Origin of the sequence: Fredinandcohnia quinoae, from assembly GCF_022427965.1 — a bacterium.
In the GTDB taxonomy this organism is placed as follows: domain Bacteria; phylum Bacillota; class Bacilli; order Bacillales; family Bacillaceae_L; genus Ferdinandcohnia; species Ferdinandcohnia quinoae.
Map to the genome: position 1 here is coordinate 112286 of NZ_JAKTTI010000001.1, position 22377 is coordinate 134662.

At 35.9% G+C, this 22377-nt stretch carries 25 protein-coding genes; all 25 read right to left on the reverse strand.

What is annotated here, in order from left to right; all coding sequences use genetic code 11:
- Positions 1 to 17: 17 nt before the first annotated feature.
- Positions 18 to 1178 (reverse strand): ADP-forming succinate--CoA ligase subunit beta, encoded by a 1161-nt coding sequence (gene sucC / locus MJG50_RS00550; protein ID WP_240251809.1) that lies wholly within the window; start codon positions 1176 to 1178, stop codon positions 18 to 20.
- Positions 1179 to 1420: 242 nt separating this feature from the next.
- Complete coding sequence (locus MJG50_RS00555; RefSeq protein ID WP_240251811.1) at positions 1421 to 1708, reverse strand: EscU/YscU/HrcU family type III secretion system export apparatus switch protein; 288 nt, start codon at positions 1706 to 1708, stop codon at positions 1421 to 1423.
- Complete coding sequence (locus tag MJG50_RS00560; RefSeq protein WP_240251813.1) at positions 1705 to 2307, reverse strand: hypothetical protein; 603 nt, start codon at positions 2305 to 2307, stop codon at positions 1705 to 1707. The genes MJG50_RS00555 and MJG50_RS00560 overlap by 4 nt, the downstream gene beginning before the upstream one ends.
- A gap of 5 nt (positions 2308 to 2312) precedes the next feature.
- On the reverse strand, positions 2313 to 3095 hold the full coding sequence (gene rnhB / locus MJG50_RS00565) for a ribonuclease HII (RefSeq protein ID WP_240251815.1): 783 nt from the start codon (positions 3093 to 3095) through the stop codon (positions 2313 to 2315).
- A gap of 103 nt (positions 3096 to 3198) precedes the next feature.
- On the reverse strand, positions 3199 to 4041 hold the full coding sequence (gene ylqF / locus MJG50_RS00570; RefSeq protein ID WP_240252311.1) for a ribosome biogenesis GTPase YlqF: 843 nt from the start codon (positions 4039 to 4041) through the stop codon (positions 3199 to 3201).
- A 34-nt stretch (positions 4042 to 4075) separates the two neighbouring features.
- Complete coding sequence (gene lepB / locus MJG50_RS00575; RefSeq protein ID WP_240251817.1) at positions 4076 to 4609, reverse strand: signal peptidase I; 534 nt, start codon at positions 4607 to 4609, stop codon at positions 4076 to 4078.
- A gap of 152 nt (positions 4610 to 4761) precedes the next feature.
- A complete protein-coding gene (gene rplS / locus MJG50_RS00580; protein ID WP_240251819.1) occupies positions 4762 to 5106 on the reverse strand; it encodes a 50S ribosomal protein L19 in 345 nt (114 codons plus the stop codon).
- 136 nt (positions 5107 to 5242) lie between these two features.
- Entirely contained in the window at positions 5243 to 5980 is a 738-nt protein-coding gene (gene trmD / locus MJG50_RS00585) for a tRNA (guanosine(37)-N1)-methyltransferase TrmD (RefSeq protein ID WP_240251821.1), read from the reverse strand.
- Between the two features lie 2 nt (positions 5981 to 5982).
- On the reverse strand, positions 5983 to 6495 hold the full coding sequence (rimM, locus tag MJG50_RS00590; protein ID WP_240251823.1) for a ribosome maturation factor RimM: 513 nt from the start codon (positions 6493 to 6495) through the stop codon (positions 5983 to 5985).
- A gap of 14 nt (positions 6496 to 6509) precedes the next feature.
- Complete coding sequence (locus tag MJG50_RS00595; RefSeq protein ID WP_240251825.1) at positions 6510 to 6896, reverse strand: YlqD family protein; 387 nt, start codon at positions 6894 to 6896, stop codon at positions 6510 to 6512.
- A gap of 68 nt (positions 6897 to 6964) precedes the next feature.
- Positions 6965 to 7195 carry a KH domain-containing protein gene (locus MJG50_RS00600; protein WP_240251828.1) on the reverse strand — a complete coding sequence of 77 codons (231 nt, stop codon included), beginning with the start codon at positions 7193 to 7195 and terminating at the stop codon, positions 6965 to 6967.
- 14 nt (positions 7196 to 7209) lie between these two features.
- Complete coding sequence (rpsP, locus tag MJG50_RS00605) at positions 7210 to 7482, reverse strand: 30S ribosomal protein S16 (RefSeq protein ID WP_240251830.1); 273 nt, start codon at positions 7480 to 7482, stop codon at positions 7210 to 7212.
- Between the two features lie 167 nt (positions 7483 to 7649).
- The gene (gene ffh / locus MJG50_RS00610; RefSeq protein ID WP_240251832.1) at positions 7650 to 8990 is read right to left on the reverse strand and encodes a signal recognition particle protein; all 1341 of its coding nucleotides are present in this window, start codon (positions 8988 to 8990) and stop codon (positions 7650 to 7652) included.
- Positions 8991 to 9002: 12 nt separating this feature from the next.
- A complete protein-coding gene (locus MJG50_RS00615) occupies positions 9003 to 9332 on the reverse strand; it encodes a putative DNA-binding protein (protein ID WP_240251834.1) in 330 nt (109 codons plus the stop codon).
- A 98-nt stretch (positions 9333 to 9430) separates the two neighbouring features.
- On the reverse strand, positions 9431 to 10420 hold the full coding sequence (ftsY, locus tag MJG50_RS00620; protein ID WP_240251836.1) for a signal recognition particle-docking protein FtsY: 990 nt from the start codon (positions 10418 to 10420) through the stop codon (positions 9431 to 9433).
- A 21-nt stretch (positions 10421 to 10441) separates the two neighbouring features.
- On the reverse strand, positions 10442 to 14011 hold the full coding sequence (gene smc / locus MJG50_RS00625) for a chromosome segregation protein SMC (RefSeq protein WP_240251838.1): 3570 nt from the start codon (positions 14009 to 14011) through the stop codon (positions 10442 to 10444).
- A gap of 123 nt (positions 14012 to 14134) precedes the next feature.
- Entirely contained in the window at positions 14135 to 14854 is a 720-nt protein-coding gene (rnc, locus tag MJG50_RS00630) for a ribonuclease III (RefSeq protein WP_240252312.1), read from the reverse strand.
- Between the two features lie 70 nt (positions 14855 to 14924).
- The gene (locus MJG50_RS00635; RefSeq protein ID WP_240251840.1) at positions 14925 to 15158 is read right to left on the reverse strand and encodes an acyl carrier protein; all 234 of its coding nucleotides are present in this window, start codon (positions 15156 to 15158) and stop codon (positions 14925 to 14927) included.
- 74 nt (positions 15159 to 15232) lie between these two features.
- Positions 15233 to 15973: a 3-oxoacyl-[acyl-carrier-protein] reductase gene (gene fabG / locus MJG50_RS00640; RefSeq protein ID WP_240251842.1), complete on the reverse strand. Its 741-nt coding sequence runs from the start codon at positions 15971 to 15973 to the stop codon at positions 15233 to 15235.
- Between the two features lies 1 nt (position 15974).
- Positions 15975 to 16919 carry an ACP S-malonyltransferase gene (gene fabD, locus MJG50_RS00645; RefSeq protein WP_240251843.1) on the reverse strand — a complete coding sequence of 315 codons (945 nt, stop codon included), beginning with the start codon at positions 16917 to 16919 and terminating at the stop codon, positions 15975 to 15977.
- A 21-nt stretch (positions 16920 to 16940) separates the two neighbouring features.
- Positions 16941 to 17939, reverse strand: a complete 999-nt coding sequence (gene plsX, locus MJG50_RS00650; RefSeq protein WP_240251845.1) for a phosphate acyltransferase PlsX — start codon at positions 17937 to 17939, stop codon at positions 16941 to 16943.
- Positions 17940 to 17942: 3 nt separating this feature from the next.
- A complete protein-coding gene (gene fapR / locus MJG50_RS00655) occupies positions 17943 to 18524 on the reverse strand; it encodes a transcription factor FapR (RefSeq protein WP_240251847.1) in 582 nt (193 codons plus the stop codon).
- A gap of 129 nt (positions 18525 to 18653) precedes the next feature.
- Positions 18654 to 20702, reverse strand: a complete 2049-nt coding sequence (gene recG / locus MJG50_RS00660; RefSeq protein WP_240251849.1) for an ATP-dependent DNA helicase RecG — start codon at positions 20700 to 20702, stop codon at positions 18654 to 18656.
- Positions 20695 to 21582 carry an L-serine ammonia-lyase, iron-sulfur-dependent, subunit alpha gene (gene sdaAA / locus MJG50_RS00665; protein ID WP_240251851.1) on the reverse strand — a complete coding sequence of 296 codons (888 nt, stop codon included), beginning with the start codon at positions 21580 to 21582 and terminating at the stop codon, positions 20695 to 20697. The genes recG and sdaAA overlap by 8 nt, the downstream gene beginning before the upstream one ends.
- 47 nt (positions 21583 to 21629) lie before the next feature.
- The gene (sdaAB, locus tag MJG50_RS00670) at positions 21630 to 22292 is read right to left on the reverse strand and encodes an L-serine ammonia-lyase, iron-sulfur-dependent subunit beta (protein WP_240251853.1); all 663 of its coding nucleotides are present in this window, start codon (positions 22290 to 22292) and stop codon (positions 21630 to 21632) included.
- Positions 22293 to 22377 lie beyond the last annotated feature (85 nt).

Below are 22377 nucleotides of genomic sequence, written 5' to 3' on the forward strand. Positions count from 1 at the left end.
GTTTGTCCCCTGCCTTTCTATCCTACTAGTGATACGATTTTTTGTGCACCATCTGCCATTGATTCAGCAGCAGTTATATTAAGGCCCGACTCTTTTAGAATCTTTTTACCTAGGTCTACATTTGTTCCTTCAAGACGTACAACTAGTGGGATTTCTAATCCAACTTGTTTAGTAGCCGTTACAACACCTTCAGCGATTACATCACATTTCATTATTCCACCAAAGATATTTACGAAAATACCTTTAACATTTTTATCAGAAAGTATGATTTTGAATGCCTCAGTAACTTTTTCAGCTGTAGCACCGCCCCCAACATCAAGGAAGTTAGCCGGATCACCGCCATAATGGTTAATAATATCCATTGTAGACATTGCAAGACCTGCTCCATTAACCATACAACCGATGTTTCCATCTAATGAAATATAGCTAAGATCGTATTTAGAAGCTTCAATTTCTTTTGGATCCTCTTCATCTAGATCACGATACTCAAGAACATCCTTCTGACGGAATAGTGCATTATCATCGAAGTTTAATTTTGCATCAAGCGCCATTACATTTCCATCACCAGTAACAACTAACGGATTAATTTCGGCAATAGAGCAATCCTTTTCAACAAATGCAGTATATAAAGCGGTCATGAATTTAACTGCTTTATTAACTAATTCCTTTGGAATATTGATATTGAAAGCAATTCGACGAGCTTGGTACGCTTGCAGTCCAACTACTGGATCAATATATTCCTTAAAGATTTTCTCAGGTGTTTTTTCTGCAACCTCTTCGATTTCAGTTCCACCTTCTTCTGATGCCATTAATACAACTCGTGAAGTCGCACGATCAAGTACAAGTCCGATATAATATTCTTTCTTGATATCGCAGCCTTCTTCAATTAATAAACGTTTTACTTCTTTTCCTTCTGGACCAGTTTGATGTGTGACAAGTGTTTTACCAAGAATTTCGCTAGCATAACCACGTACTTCATCAAGATTTTTGGCAACCTTTACACCACCAGCTTTTCCACGACCACCTGCATGAATTTGCGCTTTAACAACACAAACTGCAGTTCCCAGTTCTTTAGCAGCCTCTACAGCTTCATCAACTGTAAATGCAACCTTACCATTTGGAACTGCTACCCCATATTTCCTGAGGATTTCTTTCCCCTGATACTCATGGATATTCATTTCCCATCCTCCATTCTTATGTAAAAAAAGTAATGATAACTTTGTCAGTCCAAATGCTATTATACATTTTCTCCTGGCAAATTTCTAATTACAGTCAGAATTAATTATAAAATTCTAATTTAAAAAATAGACTGCGCTTTCATTTTATAAGATGAAATAGTGATTGTCTACCATTTAGCAAAAATAGTAGAATAGTTTTTTTAAAAATAGATTGAGTAATGAATTATTATACTCAAAAAGTATTATTCCTCATTGATTGACACCTTTTGATCAATCTTATAGATAAATGCAAATATTTCAGCCACAGCTAAATATAAATCTTCTGGAATACTTTCGTTGATTTCTAACTTACTTAACAACTCTACTAAATTAGTATCAACTTGCACAGGAATATTATTAGCAATTGCTGTTTCAATAAGATTCTCTGCTACAATACCGTTTCCTTTTGCAATAATTTTTGGTGCTGAGTGAATTTTTTCATCATATGACAATGCAACAGCTTTACTTTTTTTATTCAGATTTTTACTCATATCTTAATGTCCACCCCATTATTTTGGCCAGATCCTTTTTGAGTATCCTTCTGGGATTGCTGTTCATCATTTGGATTGATTACTTTAACAGAGGCAAGGCTAAACTGAAGCTTTGCTAAGTTTTCCTTTATTGTTGGTTTTAATTCCTCAATCAAATTGTCAATACCTACTGTATGATTAAAAATAGTAATTGTCACAATTCTATTTTGGACTTTTACATCCAACACAGTTTCTCTTATTTCTTTTAAATCCAAATAAAATAGTATTTGACAGTAATCAGGGTTTATTTTTTCATCATTGTCCTTTTTACCATTCCACTGAACAGTTGCCCTATTGAATGGGAACCCTACTAATTGTGGAAATTGCATACTAATTTGTTGAAGCTGACTTGATTCACTCTGATTAAATTGAATTTGGTCTACCTGTGAGAACAAAGGATTTGTTTTACTCATATTTTTTTGATTCATAGAAAATTTCATCAGAGAAACCATTTCCTGCTCGAGATTTTTTTCAAGCTTGTTAGCGTGTTTTGCTTCAATATGTAAATCGTGAGTATTCATATTTCGTAAAAAGGATTGGAGAAGATTTATTGGTAACATGCTTTCTACCCCTTATCATTATTGATTAATTCTCGGATAGGTGAGAAGGATTTACGATGCTCTTTCGTAATTCCATATTTCTGTAGTGCCTCCATGTGTATAGCTGTACCATAACCCATATTTCTTTCAAAACCATATTGTGGATATTCTTCCCCTAATCTCTTCATTAGGCGATCTCTCGTTACCTTAGCGATAATTGAGGCTGCGGCAATTGAGTTTGACTTTTCATCCCCTTTTATGATGGACGATTGTGGTATCTGTATTGGGATTTCCATTGCATCTACCAATAAGAGATCCGGCTTAAGTGCCATTCCCATTACCGCCTTTTTCATTGCCTGTTTTGTAGCTTGATATATATTAACCTCGTCAATCATTTGAGGAGTAATAATTCCTACCCCTATTGAGAGTGCACCATTCATAATTTGTTCAAATAATTCTTCTCTCTTCGTTTCAGTTAGCTTTTTTGAATCATTCAAACCAGGCAAAAAAATATTTTGTGGTAAGATTACTGCCGCTGCTACGACTGGTCCTGCAAGTGGACCACGCCCAACTTCATCTACACCCGCAATATACTTGATTCCTTTATTATAAAGGGAATTTTCATATGTCATCATTTCAAAAAAACGATCTTTTAATTTTCTTTCTTTTTCTTTTCTTTTCTGCCACCGCTGTAGTAATGCCTGAACTCCTTTACGTTCATCCTTTTTGCAATTTATAATAAATTCATGATTTTCATCTTCAATTGATTTTATTATTTTTTCAATTTCATTAATTGGTAATTGCGACATAATTTCTCACCCTCAAAATGTATATATCTTTTTTATCGACATTTTCACCAAAAATTAAAGGCCCGCATTTAGCGAGCCTAGTTATATTTGATAAATAAAGTTTTTAAGGTCTTTCAAATGTAATTTTCCCAAGATTTTCAGAACGAATGTCTCGTATGACTAGTTCTGCAACCTTATCATAGTCTGTCATTCCACCGGGCATCATACAACCTCTTCTCTTCCCGATTTCATCAAATAGTGGTACTATTTCGGATGGAATCTCTTCAAGTTGATATCGTTCCTTCAAACTTAAAGGATAATTTTCTTTTAAAAAGGATAAAGCATATACTGCAATGTCTTGCAAATTTAAGATTGTATCCTTAATTGCGCCCGTTGTAGCTAATTTAAGTCCAACTGATTGATCCTCAAATTTTGGCCATAAAATTCCTGGCGTATCAAGAAGCTCTAATTCCTTACCAACTTTTATCCATTGCTGTGCTTTTGTAACCCCTGGCCGATCCCCTGTTTGAGCAATTTTTTTCTTTGCAAGTCGATTAATCAAAGTAGATTTTCCAACATTGGGAATCCCAACAATTAATGCTCGAATCGCACGTGGACGTATTCCTCTAGCGGTCATTTTATCAAATTTATCTTTTAAAATGAGGTTTGCTTCAGCTACTATTTGCTTCATACCTACCCCTGCGTGAGAATCGATTGCTAATGCAGGTATGTCATTTTCTGCAAAATATGAAATCCATTCTTTTGTACGTTTTGGATCTGCCATATCTGCTTTATTAAGTAGTACTAGCCTTGGTTTATTTTTAATAATCTCGTCAATCATAGGATTTCTTGAAGATAATGGAATTCTCGCATCAACAAGCTCAAATACAATATCAATTAATTTTAGTTTTTCAGTTACTTGCCTTCTTGCTTTTGCCATATGGCCAGGAAACCATTGAATAGTCAAAATTTTCACCAACTTACTTTTCGTTTACATTACTTTATTCTACTAATCCAAAATCAGATAACGGCCAATAGATTAGATTTGTTTCTCCTAACACCTCATCAATAGGAACAGGACCGATATGACGGCTATCTTTACTATTGCGGCGATTATCCCCCATTACAAATAAATACCCCTCTGGAACTTCTTCAAAAACAAATGAGTCTGTTAGAGGCCCATCTATTAACCCTTTCTTATATTCATCAAGATATGATTCTTCATATTGCTTACCATTTACATATAAAATATCATCCTTATATTCAATTCTGTCACCCGGTAGTCCAATTATCCGTTTAATATAATCCTTTTCTACCGTTGCATGGAATACAACAATATCAAACCGCTTCGGTTTCCCTATCTTATATCCAATTTTATTAACGATCATACGGTCTTGATGATGCAAGGTAGGCATCATAGATTGTCCATCTACTACAATCGGTGCAAAGAAAAAGTAACGGATAACTGCTGCTAAAATAACTGCTATTGCTAATGCTTTTAACCATTCCCAAACTTCATTTTTTCTTTTAGCCATCTTTTCTCCTCCACCCGACTCTAACTATATAAGCATTTGGTCCTACTCTATTATTTACACTCTTAATATATTATGTATTTTTCCATATTATATTTATTTATTTCCAATAATGTAAAAGGAGCTTGTTACGAATACAAGCTCCTCTACTTTTATTATCGAATTTCTTTAATACGTGCTTTTTTACCACGAAGTTCACGTAGGTAGTATAATTTTGCACGGCGAACTTTACCGCGACGTACTACTTCTAACTTCGCAATTTTAGGTGTATGCACAGGGAATGTACGCTCAACACCAACACCGTAAGAAACTTTTCTTACTGTGAATGTTTCACTAATTCCGCCACCACGACGCTTAATCACAACACCTTCATAAACCTGGATACGTTCACGAGTTCCCTCGATAACTTTAACATGTACACGTACAGTGTCACCAGGACGGAAACTAGGAAGGTCAGTTTTTAATTGTTCTTTTGTGATTTCTTCAATTAATTGTTGCATCGTCTTTTCAACTCCTTCCAACAGATGCTCTTATCAATCTTAATTGCAGCGGAACATCTTAATACTGACATACGACATAGAATAATGCATAAGTCACAAAAAGTATATTATCATAAATTACTAGCAGTTGCAATAGCTATATATTTTCTGCTTCAAATTCTTTTATCCACTTTTTTTGTTGATCTGATAGTTTTATTTTATCTAACATATCAGGCCTACGCTTAAGAGTTCTTCTTAGGGATTCCTTTTCCCGCCATAGATCAATATTTTTGTGATTTCCAGATAGAAGCACCTCTGGTACATCCAAGCCATTAAAATTGGCAGGTCTTGTATAATGTGGATGTTCAAGCAGCCCACTGCTATGTGAATCTTTCACAGGCGAATCTTCATTTCCCAATACCCCTGGCAAAAGCCTTACGACACTGTCTGTAATAACCATTGCTGCTAATTCTCCACCTGTTAATACGTAATCTCCAATCGAAATTTCATCGGTGATTAGATGTTCCCTTATCCGCTCGTCATACCCTTCATAATGACCACAAATAAAAATAAGATGATCCTCAGCAGCTAATTCCTCGGCTTTTTCTTGTGTAAACGTGGCACCTTGTGGACACATAAGGATAATTCTTGGCTTTTTTATTTTTTCTTTGGTAAGATCATCGACTGCAGCAAAAATTGGTTGTGGCATAAGCACCATTCCTGCTCCGCCACCGTATGGGTAATCATCGACCTTAAGATGCTTGTTATCAGCGTATTTACGAAAATCAATTACATTAAAGGTAACTTTAACCTTCTCCTGTGCTTTTTTCATGATTGATTCACCTAATACACCTGAGAACATATCAGGAAATAGAGTTAAAATATCAATTTTCATTATTATAAAAGTCCTTCCATAAGATGAATTTTGATCTTCTTCTCCTTAATGTTAATTTCTTTAACAATATCATCAATGTATGGGATTAAAATTTCCTTTGCTCTTGTTCCTTTAACAACCCACACATCATTCGCTCCAGGTGTTAAAATTTCTTTAATAACTCCTATTTCTTCCCCTGATTCACTTATTACTTGGCAGCCTATTATTTCATGAAAATAAAATTCGTCCTCACCTAATTCAGTTAATTGACTCTCAGGTACTTTCAAAAGTGCACCTTTAAGAGGCTCTACATCATTCACATTTTCATAACCCTCAAAAGTAAGTAAATCAAACTGCTTATGTAATCGATGAGATTTCACGACTACCTCTATTGGATCCTTTTCTGGGATAAAGACAAATAAACGATTACCAATCTGATATCGTTCCTCTGGAAAGTCAGTTCTTGAGATAATTCGAACCTCACCTCTGATTCCATGTGTATTCACAATTTTTCCGACATTAAACCATTTCTCCATGTATAAAATCACCTCTACCGTATATCTTCAACAATACCTTCTTTAATAACGATTGTTCTTAAACTTGTTATCTCTGCCCAATCATCGCCTTTATTTACCTCAATGATTGATTGAACTTCCTTTTCTTTCAATTCACTACCTAATGGTAGCATATGTATTTGCTCAATTTGGAAGTCAAGAAGTTTTATTTTTTCCTGTCTATTATTTATTTCTTTCAAAAAGTGGGGTTGTAATTTTGCGGGGTTATATTTCTTTGTCTTTTCCATTTTTTTTAATTCAAATTGTAGCTGTTCACATTCTTTATGTAATTGATTCTTGCTTTGTAGAATTGAATCTAGAAGTGTTTTCTTACTATTTTCAGTCAAAACTTGTTTGACTACAACTGTTTGAAGAATTTTCATAGAATTCACCTACTTTTTAGTTATAAAAAAAGAGGAGGTTTCCCTCACCCTTTTTTTACTATTTTATTTCATTCGTTAATCTCTAGATGAATTCGTTTATTATGTCCAGTTCCTGCTGCATAGACAACAGTTCGAATCGCTTTTATAACGCGTCCCTGTTTACCAATTACCTTACCCATATCTTCTTTATTAACTGTAAGAAGGTATGTCATGTTGCGATCGTCAGAAGTTTCATCTATCACAACATCTTCAGGATGGTCAACAAGTGGCTGTACGATGGTTTTAATTAACTCTTTCATCTAATTCGCTCCTATTACTTGCCGTTTTTAGCGTTGTGGAATTTTTCCATAATGCCTTGCTTTGAGAACAAGTTACGAACTGTATCAGATGGTTTTGCTCCATCTTGTAACCATTTTAATGCTAATGATTCATCAATTTTTACCTCTGCTGGTTGAACAACTGGATTATAAGTTCCAATTGTTTCAATTTGACGTCCATCACGTGGTGAACGAGAATCAGCTACAACAATACGATAGAAAGGAGATTTTTTTGCTCCCATACGTTTTAAACGAATTTTTACTGCCATTTTAAATAGCACCTCCGAAATTATTTCAACAAGATATTATAATAGCAATTACTATTATGTTTGTAAAGTGTTTTTTCTTTACAACGTTCAGAAAGTGGAACTTTCCGAACCTTATAAGTGTAACTAACACCTCTGGCTTCGCCAATCGGTGAGTTTTCTTTACAACGTTACATGAAAGGAAATTTGAATCCTTTTTTCTTACTTTTACCCATATTTGTCATTTGTTTCATCATTTTTTTCATGTCCTCAAATTGCTTAAGTAAACGGTTAACTTCTTGAACAGTTCTTCCGCTCCCTTTTGCAATTCGCTTTCTTCGACTTGAATTAATGATTTCTGGGTTTTCTTTTTCTTTCTTAGTCATTGAACGGATAATAGCTTCAACATGACCAATTTGCTTATCATCGACTTGAACATTCTTCAAGCCTTTCATTTTGTTTGCACCTGGTAGCATTCCAAGTATTTCATCAAGTGGTCCCATTTTACGAACCTGTGACAATTGATCAAGAAAGTCATCAAATGTAAAAGACGCTGAGCGAAACTTTTTTTCAAGCTCTTTTGCCTTTTCTTCATCAACAGAGGACTGTGCTTTTTCAATCAATGTCAGGACATCACCCATACCTAAAATACGGGATGCCATTCTTTCAGGATGAAAAGGTTCAAGTGCATCAAGCTTTTCACCAAGTCCGACAAATTTAATCGGCGTATTTGTAACAGATTTTACAGATAATGCTGCACCACCACGAGTGTCACCATCAAGCTTTGTTAACACTACACCAGTTAAGCCTAATAAATCATTAAAGCTTTGTGCTACATTGACCGCATCTTGACCAGTCATAGCATCAACAACTAAGAAAATTTCATCAGGGTTGGCAATTTCCTTAACTTGCTTTAATTCTTCCATCAAAGCTTCATCAATGTGTAATCGACCAGCTGTATCAATCAATACATAATCATGATGTTCTTCTTTTGCTTTCTCGATTGCTTGCTTTGCAATCTCAACAGGGCTTACTTTATCGCCTAAGGAAAACACCGGTAAATTTAATTGCTTACCTAATGTCTCGAGTTGATCAATGGCTGCTGGACGGTATATATCCGCAGCTACTAGCATTGGCTTCCGGTTGTGCTTTTTACGTAATAGATTTGCGAGCTTTCCGGTTGTCGTCGTTTTACCTGCACCTTGAAGCCCGACCATCATAATAACAGTTGGCGGTCTTTTAGAAACAGCAATTTTACTCTGTTCCCCACCCATTAATGCAGTGAGTTCTTCCTGAACTACTTTAATAACCTGTTGGCCAGGAGTTAAACTTTTCATTACTTCTTGACCTACTGCTCGTTCACTAACACGTTTCACAAAGTCTTTAACAACTTTGAAGTTAACGTCTGCTTCTAATAAAGCAAGACGAACTTCTCGCATCATCTCTTTTACATCTGTTTCTGTTACTTTTCCTTTACCGCGAATTTTCTGTATGGTACTCTGCAGTCGGTCGGACAATCCCTCAAATGCCATTGTTTCCGCCCCCTATTCTAATTTCTCAAGCAACTGGATGACTTCTTGAAGCTCCTCTTTCTCATTACTAACCAGAGAAAGTTCCTTAAGCTTTGCAATAAGTTTTTGTCGCTCTAGAAATTTATGAAATAGTAACAGTTTTTCTTCATATTCTTCAAGCATCGTTTCTGTACGTTTAATATTGTCATAAACAGCTTGACGACTAATATGATATTCTTCTGCTATTTCACCAAGGGAAAAATCATCTAAGTAATAATAAGACATATAGCTTTTTTGCTTAGGAGTTAGCAACGACTGATAAAAATCAAACAAATAGTTCATCCTCGTTGTCTTTTCAAGCATAGTATCTCCCCCTTGTTAAGTGAAATACCTTTACAATTCACTAGTTTACCGATTCATAGAAATGTTGTCAAGTTTTTTTCTTTACAGCCTCGGCTTTGTCATTCCTCGTTATTGTCTACAAGATCCGCAAATAAGCCATACACATATTGCTCAGCATTAAATTCCTGTAGATCATCTACTTTTTCACCAAGACCTACAAATTTCACAGGAATATTTAGTTCATTCCGAATCGCTAGAACGATACCGCCCTTTGCAGTACCATCAAGCTTTGTTAACACGATGCCTGTGACATTCGTTGCATCAGAAAAGGTTTTCGCTTGGGTTAGTGCATTTTGTCCTGTTGTTGCATCAAGAACTAACAGTACTTCATGTGGGGCGCCTGGGAGCTCACGTTCAATAACCCTTTTTACCTTTTCAAGTTCTTTCATTAAATTCACTTTATTTTGGAGTCTACCTGCAGTATCACATAGTAAAACATCAACATTTCGGGATTTTGCAGCTTGCACCGCATCATACATTACAGCCGCTGGATCAGAGCCTTCAGATTGTTTTATTACTTCAACACCGACACGCTCTCCCCAAACTTCTAGTTGTTGAATCGCACCCGCACGGAAGGTATCACCCGCAGCTAAAAGAACAGATTTGCCTTCATTATTAAGTTTATTCGCTATTTTACCAATTGATGTTGTCTTACCGACACCATTTACACCAACGACAAGGATAATCGTTAACCCGCTCTCTTGAATATTTAGGGTATTCTTTTGCTCTTCTCCACCATTATATATTTCAACAAGCTTCTCAGATATGACTGCTTGTACTTCTTTTGTATCTTGAATATTTCTTTTCTTTACTTCTGTTTTTAATTCATCAATTAATTCCATGACAGTTGACACACCAACATCTGCAGCAATAAGAATTTCTTCAAGTTCTTCAAAAAAGTCCTCATCAACCTTACGATAACGTGCAACAAGGTCGTTTACCCGTTCTGAAAAAGAACTCCTCGTCTTCATTAAACCTTCTTTAAACTTTTCTGATACTGTATCAGCTTGGTTTGAAATTTTCTCTTTTAATTTTTTAAAAAAACTCATTGAAATCCCCTTTCAAAAATATTAATTACTTGTAACAAAATCCTTGGACTCTTCTAACCTGACTGAAACAAGTTTCGAAACACCTGATTCTTGCATGGTTACCCCATATAAAACATCCGCTTCTTCCATCGTACCTTTACGATGTGTGATAACGATGAATTGAGTCTCCTTGCTAAATTGTTTCAAATATTTCGCAAAACGATATACATTCGCTTCATCAAGTGCAGCTTCTACTTCATCAAGAACACAAAATGGGACTGGTCTTACTTTTAAAATTGAGAATAAAAGTGCTATTGCAGTAAGTGCTCTTTCCCCACCTGATAAAAGACTTAAATTTTGAAGTTTCTTACCTGGTGGTTGAGCTACAATATCAACACCCGTATTTAATAAATCGTTAGGATCAGTAAGGAGTAAATCAGCACGACCTCCACCAAATAACGCTTGGAATACAGATTCAAAATGAGATCTGATACTAGTAAAGGTAGTTTCAAACCTTTTTTTCATTTCTACATCCATTTCACCAATTACTTTGTATAAAGTATCTTTTGCGACCTGGAGATCATCCTTTTGCTCAGTTAAAAAAGTAAACCGATCAAAAATCCGATCAAATTCATCAATTGCCCCTATATTAACAGTACCCAATTCCTCGATCGCAAGCTTAATCAATTTCACTTTTTTCCTAGCATCAGTAATCTCCATTTGCAGTGGATATTTTTGCTTTGCCGCTTCGTATGTTAATAAATACTCTTCACGTAGATGATTCAAGCGGTTTTCTAGCTCTACATCTAGACGGTTTACCTGAACCTCTTCATCCTTCAAAATATCAACAAGCTGCTTGTATTGCCTTTTATCCTCTTTTAATTCCCGTTCAATATCTTCAAGCGTTATTTGTAATTGAAGGCGCTTTTCTCTACGACTACTTATTAATTGAATGGTTTCATCTTTGTCATCGGCCTTTTTCCTTGCTGCTTCTTCTAACTCTTGTTCACCAGAATGATTTGAAGTCATTTCATTATTTAATAATGATAAATCATCATTCGCTTCAGTATATTTTGATGTCAATTGTAAGTATTCTTCTTCTAATCGATGAACCTTCTCTTGCTGATTTTCAACCGATTGTTTCTTACCCGCTAAAATAACCTTACGATCAGTAATTTCAGTTAGTATAGATTCACGAGAAGATTGTTGATCATTTTTTTGTAATTGCAATTGATTAAGAGTATCATCCATACGATTCAGTTGTTCCTCAATATTTGCCAACTCTTTCTCTAACTCAGTTAATCGTACTATTATCTTTTCTTGATCTGAACCAAACAATTGCTTTTCTTGATCATATAATGCTAAATGTTCATTTACATTTTGTTCTTTTAGTACGACTTCACGATACTCACTCTTGACCGATTGCTCCTTTAGTCGCAATTGCTCTCCAACTTCACGCAATCTCTCAAGAATATCTTCATTTTCTGATATAGAACTTTTTAACTTTTTAATATGTTGTTCTAGATCGTTCGTTTTTTCCTCCATTTCAGCTAACTTTTCAGTGACGGTTTCCAACTCACGCCCTCTACTTAACAAGGAATTTGACTTCTGCTTTACAGCCCCTCCGGTCATTGAACCACCGGGGTTTACAACATCACCATCTAATGTAACAAGTCGATATCGATGCTGGATGATTTTCGCTAACTCATTCGCTCCCTTTAAATCTGAAGTAATGATAACAGTACCTAATAAATTATTAATCACGGACTGATACTCCGTCTTATACGAGATTAAATCAGCAGCAACGCCAATAAATGACGGATGTGCCTTAACAGAATCTAATAATCCAGAGGAGATTATGCGCTCTTTAATAATATTCAATGGTAAAAATGTTGCTCTACCAAAAGAATTCTGTTTAAGATATTTAATTGCATCTCTTGCACTTTTCTCATTATCGACTACTATATGCTGTGTGGCTCCACCTAGAGCTATTTCAATAGCAGTTTCATACTCCTTTGGCACATGTATAAGTTCAGCTATTGCCCCTTCAATTCCTGAGAGGCTTTCATTTCGTGCTTTTAATACTTCTTTAACACCTTGAAAAAAGCCAGCATAATCATCCTGCATTTCTTCAAGCATTTCTTTTCGAGACTTCGTTTGCTGTAAATATTGATAAGCTTGATACAGTGTACTTTCCTTCTTTTGATAGTTTGTTTTACTATTCTCAAGCTTCTTTTGTACATCCCTAAAGCTAATAATCTGCTTATTAATTTCTTCTTCAATAACAGAGAGCTTTGTTTGAAGACTCAATTTTTCATCCTGAATAGCTGTTCTTTCAAGTACATATTTTTGATTCGATTCATCTAAACGACTTGCTTTACGTTCTTGTTGTTGTTCCTGGTCTTTCAGATATACTATCTCATTTCGATAGGTGGCCTGTTTGTTTAACAATTCGATATAGTCACTTTTAATATTTTCAATCTTTTCTTCAATATTTTGATCAAATGACTCAAGCAATGTTTGTTTATTCGTTAATTCATCCTTTAACTGTTGCACTTCATTAATCAGTGATTTCAATTTCTCAAGCTCTTGTGTTTTTGTTTCTGATAGTGAAGATATTTTTACATTTAGTTCTTTTATAGAGCTTTCAAGAAGGCTTCTATTTTGAACTGCATTTTTTTTGCGTTCCTTTAATACTTCTTTTCGTCCCTCTAGTTTTTCAAGCTCTTCACTTGTGCGTAATAAAACTTGTTGAAGTTCATTAACTGCCTCATCTGCAGCATCCATTTGACCACGTATTTCTTCTATTTGGGCTTCTTTTTTTTGTAAAATGGTGTTTAGACCAAGTTCCTTTTCTTTATGTTGTTCAACCAATTTAGAAAGTTGCTCCCATTTCTCGTGGAGGTCTTCTATCTCATATACGGTTAAACCAACTTCAATTTGCTCTAACTCTTCCTTTTTTTCCAAATAATCCTTTGCTATTGATGCCTGAATTTGCAATGGTTCCTTTTGAATTTCTAGCTCATGTAGGATATCATTAACACGATTTAAATTTTCTTGGGTCTCAGCTAGCTTGTATTCTGCTTTTTTCTTACGGCTTTTATATTTTAAAACACCTGCTGCTTCCTCAAAAATACTTCTACGTTCTTCAGATTTACTGCTTAGGATTTCTTCTACCTTCCCTTGGCTAATAATTGAAAACGCTTCACGACCGAGGCCAGAATCCATAAATAAATCAACAATATCTTTTAATCGACAAGATTGTTTATTAATTAAAAATTCACTTTCACCTGACCGATACACACGGCGGGTTACACTTACTTCATTATAGTCAATTGGTAAAAAATGATCATCATTATCTAAAGTTAATGTAACTTCAGCTACATTCAATGCCTTGCGACTATCACTACCAACAAATATTATATCTTCCATCTTTGTACCACGTAAGGATTTAGCCGATTGTTCTCCAAGCACCCAACGGATACCATCAGTAATATTACTTTTTCCACTTCCATTAGGACCTACAACCGCTGTCACTCCAGGAACAAAATCTACCGCTATTCTTTCTGCAAACGATTTAAATCCTACTATATCTAAACGTTTGAGGAACATATATTTCCCCCTCACAATAATATTAAATATTAAATAATCCCTACATATTTTAACATAAACACACAAGTAGGTATGAATTATTTTTTGATGTAAAAAAAGCCCCTTTTGTAAAGGGGAGTATAATTACTTATTTTTCAGTTTTTTAAGTGCTAATTCAGCAGCATGCTGTTCCGCTTCTTTTTTTGATTTTCCTGATCCAATACCTAATTCTTCACCATTTAAGGCAACTCTTGAAACGAATTCACGACTATGTGCAGGACCTTTTTCTTGAAGTACTTTATATTCAATTACTCCATTTCCAGTACGTTGGACCAGTTCTTGGAGTTGACTTTTATAATCCATCACATGAGAAAAAGCACCCGCATTAATTTTAGGTATTACGGTATTATTTAAAAACTGACATACGATATCAAGACCTTGATCTAGATATAACGCTCCAATAAAAGCCTCAAAAACATCCGCTAATAATGCAGGACGTTCCCTTCCACCTGTCAGTTCCTCTCCTTTTCCAAGTAGTACAATCTCCCCAAATGATAAATCATTGGCAAATGTTACTAAGGATGGTTCACAAACAATCGCTGCACGCATTTTTGTTAATTCACCCTCACTCATAATAGGGAATTTTTTGAAAAGAAACTGTGATATTGTCAGTTCCAAAACCGCGTCTCCTAAAAATTCTAGCCTCTCATTATCTTCATACGGCTTTTTTCGATGCTCATTCACATAGGATGAATGGGTAAATGCTTGGATTAGTAATTTTTCATTTACAAAATGAATACCAACCCTTTCTTGAAATGCCTTAAATTTCGCACCTATCTTTATTCCTTTTTCTTTATTCGTCATTCTTTTCACCTTAACGTACCTCCAAGGAGAAAGCCCCGTATAATACGGGACTTTTTTCTAAAAACAAATATTATAGCTGGCTCTTTATGTAATTTACAGCATCACCAACTGTAGAAATTTTCTCTGCTTCATCATCAGAGATTTCCATGTCGAACTCATCTTCAAGTTCCATAACTAGTTCTACAACATCTAGTGAATCTGCTCCAAGATCATCCTTAAAAGAAGCTTCAAGTTTTACCGCTGATTCTTCGACACCTAAGCGGTCAACTACGATCTTTGTTACTCTTTCTAATACATCTGCCATTTCACTCACCTCCCTTCAATATTATATTTGATTTTTAATAGAAAAACTAGTTTTCATTTGATACGATTTTCTAATTACATCACCATACCACCATCAACATGTAGAGTTTGACCTGTCATATAACTGCTATTTTCAGAAGCTAGAAATAATACGACTCCTGCGATGTCCTTAGTATCACCAAATCTACCAAGTGGAATTTGCTTAAGCATTTCGTTTTTCACGTCTTCTGGTAATTTATCGGTCATTTCAGTTGTAATAAAACCTGGAGCTACTGCATTCACTGTAATATTTCGACTAGAAAGTTCTTTTGCAGTTGTTTTTGTTAAGCCAATTACCCCTGCTTTAGCTGCAACGTAATTTGCCTGCCCAGGATTGCCACTAACTCCAACAATCGACGCAATATTGATTATTCTACCTGATCTTTGTTTCATCATTTGACGAGTAACTGCCTTCGTGCAAAGGAATACACCTTTTAAATTAGTATTTATAACATCATCCCACTCGTCTTCTTTCATTCTCATTAGTAAATTATCCCTCGTGATGCCAGCATTATTTACTAAAATATCAAGACTGCCATAAGTAGCGATGACCTCTTTAACCATTGTTGCAACTGATTCTGAGTTCGCAACATTGGCTTGTATTGCAAATGCCTCTTTCCCTAGTGCTTTAATTTCATCAACAACCTCATTGGCTCTCGCTTCACTTCCTGAATAATTAACTGCGACTTTCGCACCTGCTCTTGCAAGTTCTATTGCGATTGATCGTCCAATTCCACGTGAAGCACCTGTTACAAGTACAACTTTTCCATCTAACAACTTAATCTACCTCCTTTAGTGCATTTATTGTATTTTGTAATGTTTCCAAATCACTTATTGCGTACGTATTTACTCTTCTATTGACTTTTTTAACTAAGCCGGATAATACCTTTCCTGGTCCAATTTCTATGAATGTATCGACACCTTGGTCCAACATATATTCAACAGATGTTTGCCATAATACTGGCGAGAAGAGTTGATTTATCAGGTTTTCTTTAATAATATCTGAAGAAATCATCTCCTTCGCATTAACATTAGCAATTACCGGAATACGAGCATCCTTGATTTCAATGCTGTCAAGTGCATCACGAAGCTTTCCGGAAGCTGGTTCCATTAATACGGAATGAAATGGACCACTTACCTCTAGAGGAATAGCTCGCTTTGCACCTTTTTCTTTTGCAAGCCCACAAGCAGCCTCTACGCCCCCGGTGGTTCCAGAAATCACAATTTGGCCGGGACAATTAATATTTGCTAGCTGAACAGCCTCCCCATTCATGGAAACTTGCTCGGTTACCAACCGTAATTCATCACTTTCCATTCCAAGGATTGCTGCCATTGTCCCAAGTCCAGCAGGTACAGCTTCTTCCATCAGCTCTCCGCGTTTTCGAACAGTTGTTACAGCATCCTCAAAGCTAATCGCCCCTGCAGCTACTAGTGCTGTATATTCTCCAAGGCTATGCCCAGCAACAAAATCAGGTGTAATATTTGCCTCCTTAAATATCTCTAAGATTGCAATACTAGTCGTTAATAACGCTGGTTGTGCATTCACAGTTAAGGTCAGCTTTTCTTGTGGACCATTAAAAATTATTTCAGTCAAGTCCTCATGCAAACTCTCATCAGCTTTGGCAAAAATTTCTTGTACTCTTTTATTAGCATCAGCTAATTCTTTACCCATACCTACGATTTGTGATCCTTGACCAGGAAATACAAATGCAATTTTCCCCATTTTCTATCGACTCCTTTCTACCTAGTTAACCTTATGATTTATTTCCTCAACTGTAGATTGGATCAACCCCGAAACATCTTGTTCAACCATTTCAACGGTTTGACGAACTGCACTGAATACCCCATTTGCATCAGATGAACCGTGCGCCTTTATAACTGGTGCCTTTAAGCCAAACAGACCTGCGCCTCCATACTCAGAGTAGTCCATTGTTTTTTTGATCACTTTTAATTGCGGCATTAATAAACCAGCAGCAACCTTACTCTTTAAATTACTTGTAAAAGCAGTTTTTAGCATTGTAAACATTGATAGAGCTGTTCCCTCAATTGTTTTTAAAGCTACATTACCTGTAAACCCATCCGTTACAACGACATCTGCAACACCATCTAATAAATCTCTAGCTTCAACATTTCCAATAAAATGGAGGTTCGAGTCTTTTATCAACTGGAAGGCATGCTTTGTTAAATCATTTCCTTTTTTATCCTCAGTCCCAACGTTTAATAGGCCTACTCTTGGAGAGGAAATTCCTCTTACTTTTTCAGCATATATAGACCCCATCACCGCATATTGGAGAAGATGCTCTGGTTTTGCATCTACATTTGCTCCCACATCTAACATCAAAAATCCTTTTCCATCTAAAGTAGGAAGTGTTGGAGATAAAGCAGGGCGTTCAATCCCATCAATTCTTCCCACAATAAAAAGGCCTGCTGTCATTAAAGCTCCTGTATTTCCAGCTGAAATACAAGCATCGGCCCTTCCTTCTTTAACCTCATTAGCCATTAATACCATTGAGGCATTCTTCTTCCTTCGAACAGCTCTTACAGGCTCGTCGGTTGCTTCAATAACTTCATCAGTATGTAAAATTGTTATCCTTTCATCATTTGATAAATAAGGACGTATTTTAGCCTCATCCCCAATAAGGGTAATATGTAAATTTTGATAATGCGTGATTGCTTTTATTGCACCTTCAACAATTTCCTTTGGTGCATAATCTCCACCCATTGCATCTATAGCGATTTTCATTTGTTAATCAACATCCTTTTTTAGCTTCTTAGAACGATACATCATAAATTCACCCGAGAACACCAACTCATTCCCCACATAACTCATTACTTCTACTAGTGTTCTCCCTTTTTCCTGTTCTAAGCTTTTAACTTTTGCTTTTGCAATAATTCGTTCACCTTCTTTAACTTGTCTTGTAAACAGAATATTCGCCTTCGCAGTTAGTGCAAGTTCATCATTAATAACAGCTACCGCTAGAGAATTTGCTTGGGCAAATAGGTGATGTCCTCTTGCAATTTGATTTCTTTTAAAAACATGTTCATTCATTACATCGAAGATCGAGATTGCACTTTGGTCTAATTCAAGATCAATCACTTCACCAATAACCTCATCCATCGGGAGGGATTTCACTTGATTTTCCAAGTTTTTTTCAGCTACATGTTTTATTCTTTCACGTAACTCAGGGATTGATAATTCTAATCGATCTAAACGAATTGTTTGTACACTTACAGTAAATTTTTCAGCTAAATCTTCATCAGTAATAAATGGATTAAGCTTAATTGTTTCTTGCAATAATATTTGCCGTTCCTTTTTATTTCGCTTCATCAAATACACCGTCCGCGCTCTTAAGACTAGGTACTAATAGTAGTATATAATTTAAAAAAGCAGATTGCAAGAAGATTTACTTGATCCTCCTACAGTCTGCTTTTATACATTAATTCATATCCCAAAAAATTAATCAAGCTTTTCTCCCTCTAACACACCAGATGAGGTAAGATGCTCTCTTAATGATTTGAAGCTATAATCCTTCCAAAATTGTTTTGAATTTATAAGTTCTATAGCATCATTACGAGCTACCTCTAACGCCCGATAATCATGAACCATATCAGCAACTTTAAACTCTGGCATGCCACTTTGTTTTCTTCCAAAAAAATCTCCTGGTCCACGTAATTCCAAGTCTTTCTCTGATAATACAAATCCATCATTTGTTTCGGTCATAATTCGCATTCTTTCTTTTCCAATCTCTGACTTTGGATCTGCGAGAAGAATACAATAGGATTGCTCACTTCCTCTGCCTACTCGACCCCTTAGCTGATGAAGTTGTGATAAACCAAACCGTTCAGCATCATAGATTACCATCATAGTTGCATTCGGTACATTCACACCTACCTCAACAACTGTTGTTGAAACAAGTAATTGAACTTCATTATCACTAAATTCTTTCATTACAAACTCTTTTTCATCTGATGTTAAGCGCCCATGCATTAGCCCAACCTTCCATTTATTTTGAAAATGGAGAGAAAGCATCGTATGAACATCTATCGCATTCTGAACATCAAGTTTTTCGGATTCCTCTATTAGTGGACAAATCACATAAGCTTGTCTTCCTTTTATAAGTTCTTTCTCAACAAATGCAAGAATTCTATCAAGCATCTCATGTTTTGCCCAATATGTTTCAATCGCCTTCCGACCTGCAGGCATCTCATCAATAATCGAAACATCCATTTCACCAAAAACCGTAATGGCCAATGTTCTAGGTATTGGGGTAGCCGTCATGAATAGAACGTCGGGGTTTTCGCCTTTTTCTCTCAACACTCTACGTTGATCAACACCAAATCGATGTTGTTCATCAGTTATAACAAGTCCAAGCTTTTTGAAATTAACTTCATTTTGAATGAGTGCATGTGTACCAACAATTATATCAACATCACCATTTTCTAACTGCAGTAAAATTTCTTTACGCTTTTTCCCTTTTACTGAGCTAGATAAGAGTTGGATATTCAATCCAAAGTTTGAAAATAACTCTACCAAAGAGACAGCATGTTGTTCAGCTAATATTTCTGTTGGTACCATTAGAGCACCTTGATATCCCGCTAAAAATGAAGCATATAAGGCAATGGCTGCAACAACTGTTTTTCCAGAACCAACATCGCCTTGTAGAAGACGATTCATTCTATAAGGAGATTGAAGATCTTTGATTATTTCTGAAACAACACGATCTTGTGCATTTGTTAGTGGAAAAGGGAGACTCTTAATGAAATTTGATAATTCTTCTCCAGAAAATTGCAGTGATGAACCTTTCGTTTGTTCGCGCTCAAATTTTCTAAATGCTTGCATTTTCAACTGGAATAATAAAAATTCTTCGTAAACAAAACGTCTTCTTGCCTGTTTAAGTTCTTCTTGGGTTATTGGGTGGTGCATGATACGAATTGCATCTTTTTTTTGTAATAACTTATATTTCCTTAAAAAAAGCTCTGGGATGTTCTCCCCAATTTTATCACCATATTGCTGTAGTGCAATTGTAATAAAACGTCTCATTCCTTTTACCGTTATCTTGCCTTTTATAGAATATATAGGTTCTATTCGATCTTTTTTTGTGATAGGAGCAAAAACTAGCTCATTTACTGTTATCGTTTGCCGATGCTGATCCCATTTACCAGTAATTGTAACTGTGTCATGTAAAGTAATTTTATTTTTATAGTATGGTCGATTAAAGCAAGTCGCAGTTATTAAATATCGTCCTACTAGAACTCGAAAGGTTAATCGGGAACGTTTTCGTCCATAATAAGTAAGCACCGGTTCACTATGAACCTTACCTTCTATTGTAATTTTTTCTTCATGCTTAACATCCGCGAGGTCTCGCATACTATAATCTTCAAATCTATATGGGAAGTATAAAATCAGGTCTTCAATCGTAAAAACATTCATTTCATTTAGCTGAAGTGCTGTTTCTTCACCAATACCTTTAATATGATCAATCGGAAGCAGTAATTCGTTATTCACCTTTTTTCAGCGAAATTCCAAAGATCTTAGCCTCAAGCGCACGAGCTGTTGGAGTTGCCGCTAAACCTCCTTGAGCAGTTTCCTTTAATGCTGTTGGCATTGATTGACCAATTTTATACATTGCTTCTATTACTTCATCACAAGGTATTCTACTTTTTATCCCTGCAAGGGCCATATCTGCAGCAACCATCGCATTAGCTGCACCCATCGCATTTCTTTTAACACAAGGCACCTCAACTAGGCCAGCAACAGGGTCGCAAACAAGACCGAGCATATTTTTTAAGGTAATCGCCATTGCTTCAGCAGATTGTTGTGGAGTACCACCAGCCATTTCAACGATAGCACCTGCTGCCATACCTGCAGCTGAACCAACTTCAGCTTGACATCCACCTGCCGCTCCAGAAATGGACGCATTATTCGCCACAACAAAACCAAAGGCACCTGCTGTAAACAAAAATTGCACCATTTGTTCTTTTGTTGGATTTAATTTTTTCTTTACTGCAAAAAGGGTTCCTGGCACTACTCCGGCTGATCCAGCGGTTGGTGTTGCACAAATTGTTCCCATTGCAGCATTAACCTCATTAGTTGCAACAGCCTTGCTCACAGCATCTAAAAGTATTTCTCCTGACAAAAAATTTCCCTTTTTCATATATTCCTGCAAAAGCACAGCATCTCCACCTGTTAATCCAGAGTGCGAGCTAACTCCTGATAATCCTCTTTCAACCGCTTGTTCCATTACCTCCAAATTTTTTTCCATTTGAAGAATAATTTCTTCACGTGATTTACCAGTAACCTCAACTTCTTGAGCTATCATTATTTCTGATATTTTCATATTTTTACTTGTAGCCATTTCTACTAATTCTGCAACATTACGAAACATAGTAATCCTCCTTGTCATTAAAACGTATGAAAGCGTTTCAAAAACAACTAATCGACAATCTTTGTTACCTTAATAATATTTGGAAGGGTTGATAATTCATCAATGACATCTTGATCAATATTTTGATCCACTTCAATTGTCATTAAAGCTTGCATGCCCTTTTCTTTTCTAGCCACTTCCATATGCCCTATATTAATCGCATACTTTGCCAATATATTAGCAACACCTGCTATTGCACCATATCGATCATTATGGACGACGAGAATTGCTGGATGATTGCCAGAAAGTTTTAATTCGAAACCATTTAATTCAGTTATTTCAATTTTACCTCCGCCAATCGAAATACCGACAAGTTCTAATTCCCCATTATCGTCTCCAATATGAACCCTAGCAGTGTTAGGATGTTCAGTAACTGCAGTTTCTTCAACAAACGTTATTTCCATACCTGCTTTTTCTGCGATGTCTAAAGAGGTTTTAATTCTTTCATCAAATGTATCGTAATCCAGCAATCCACCCACGATCGCTACGTCAGTACCATGACCCTTATACGTTTCTGCGAAAGAACCATAAAAAGAAATTTTTGCCCACTTTGGCTCACGATTAAATAGACTCCTTGCAACCCGTCCAATTCTTGCTGCTCCAGCAGTATGGGAACTTGAAGGGCCAATCATAACCGGACCTATTATATCAAACACACTTCTATATTTCATATTATCTCCCTCCTACATATTATGGTCTATGGTGAAAGTTTGGACTTTGTTACAAATATTTCTTAAAAATCCTAAAAAATCCTTA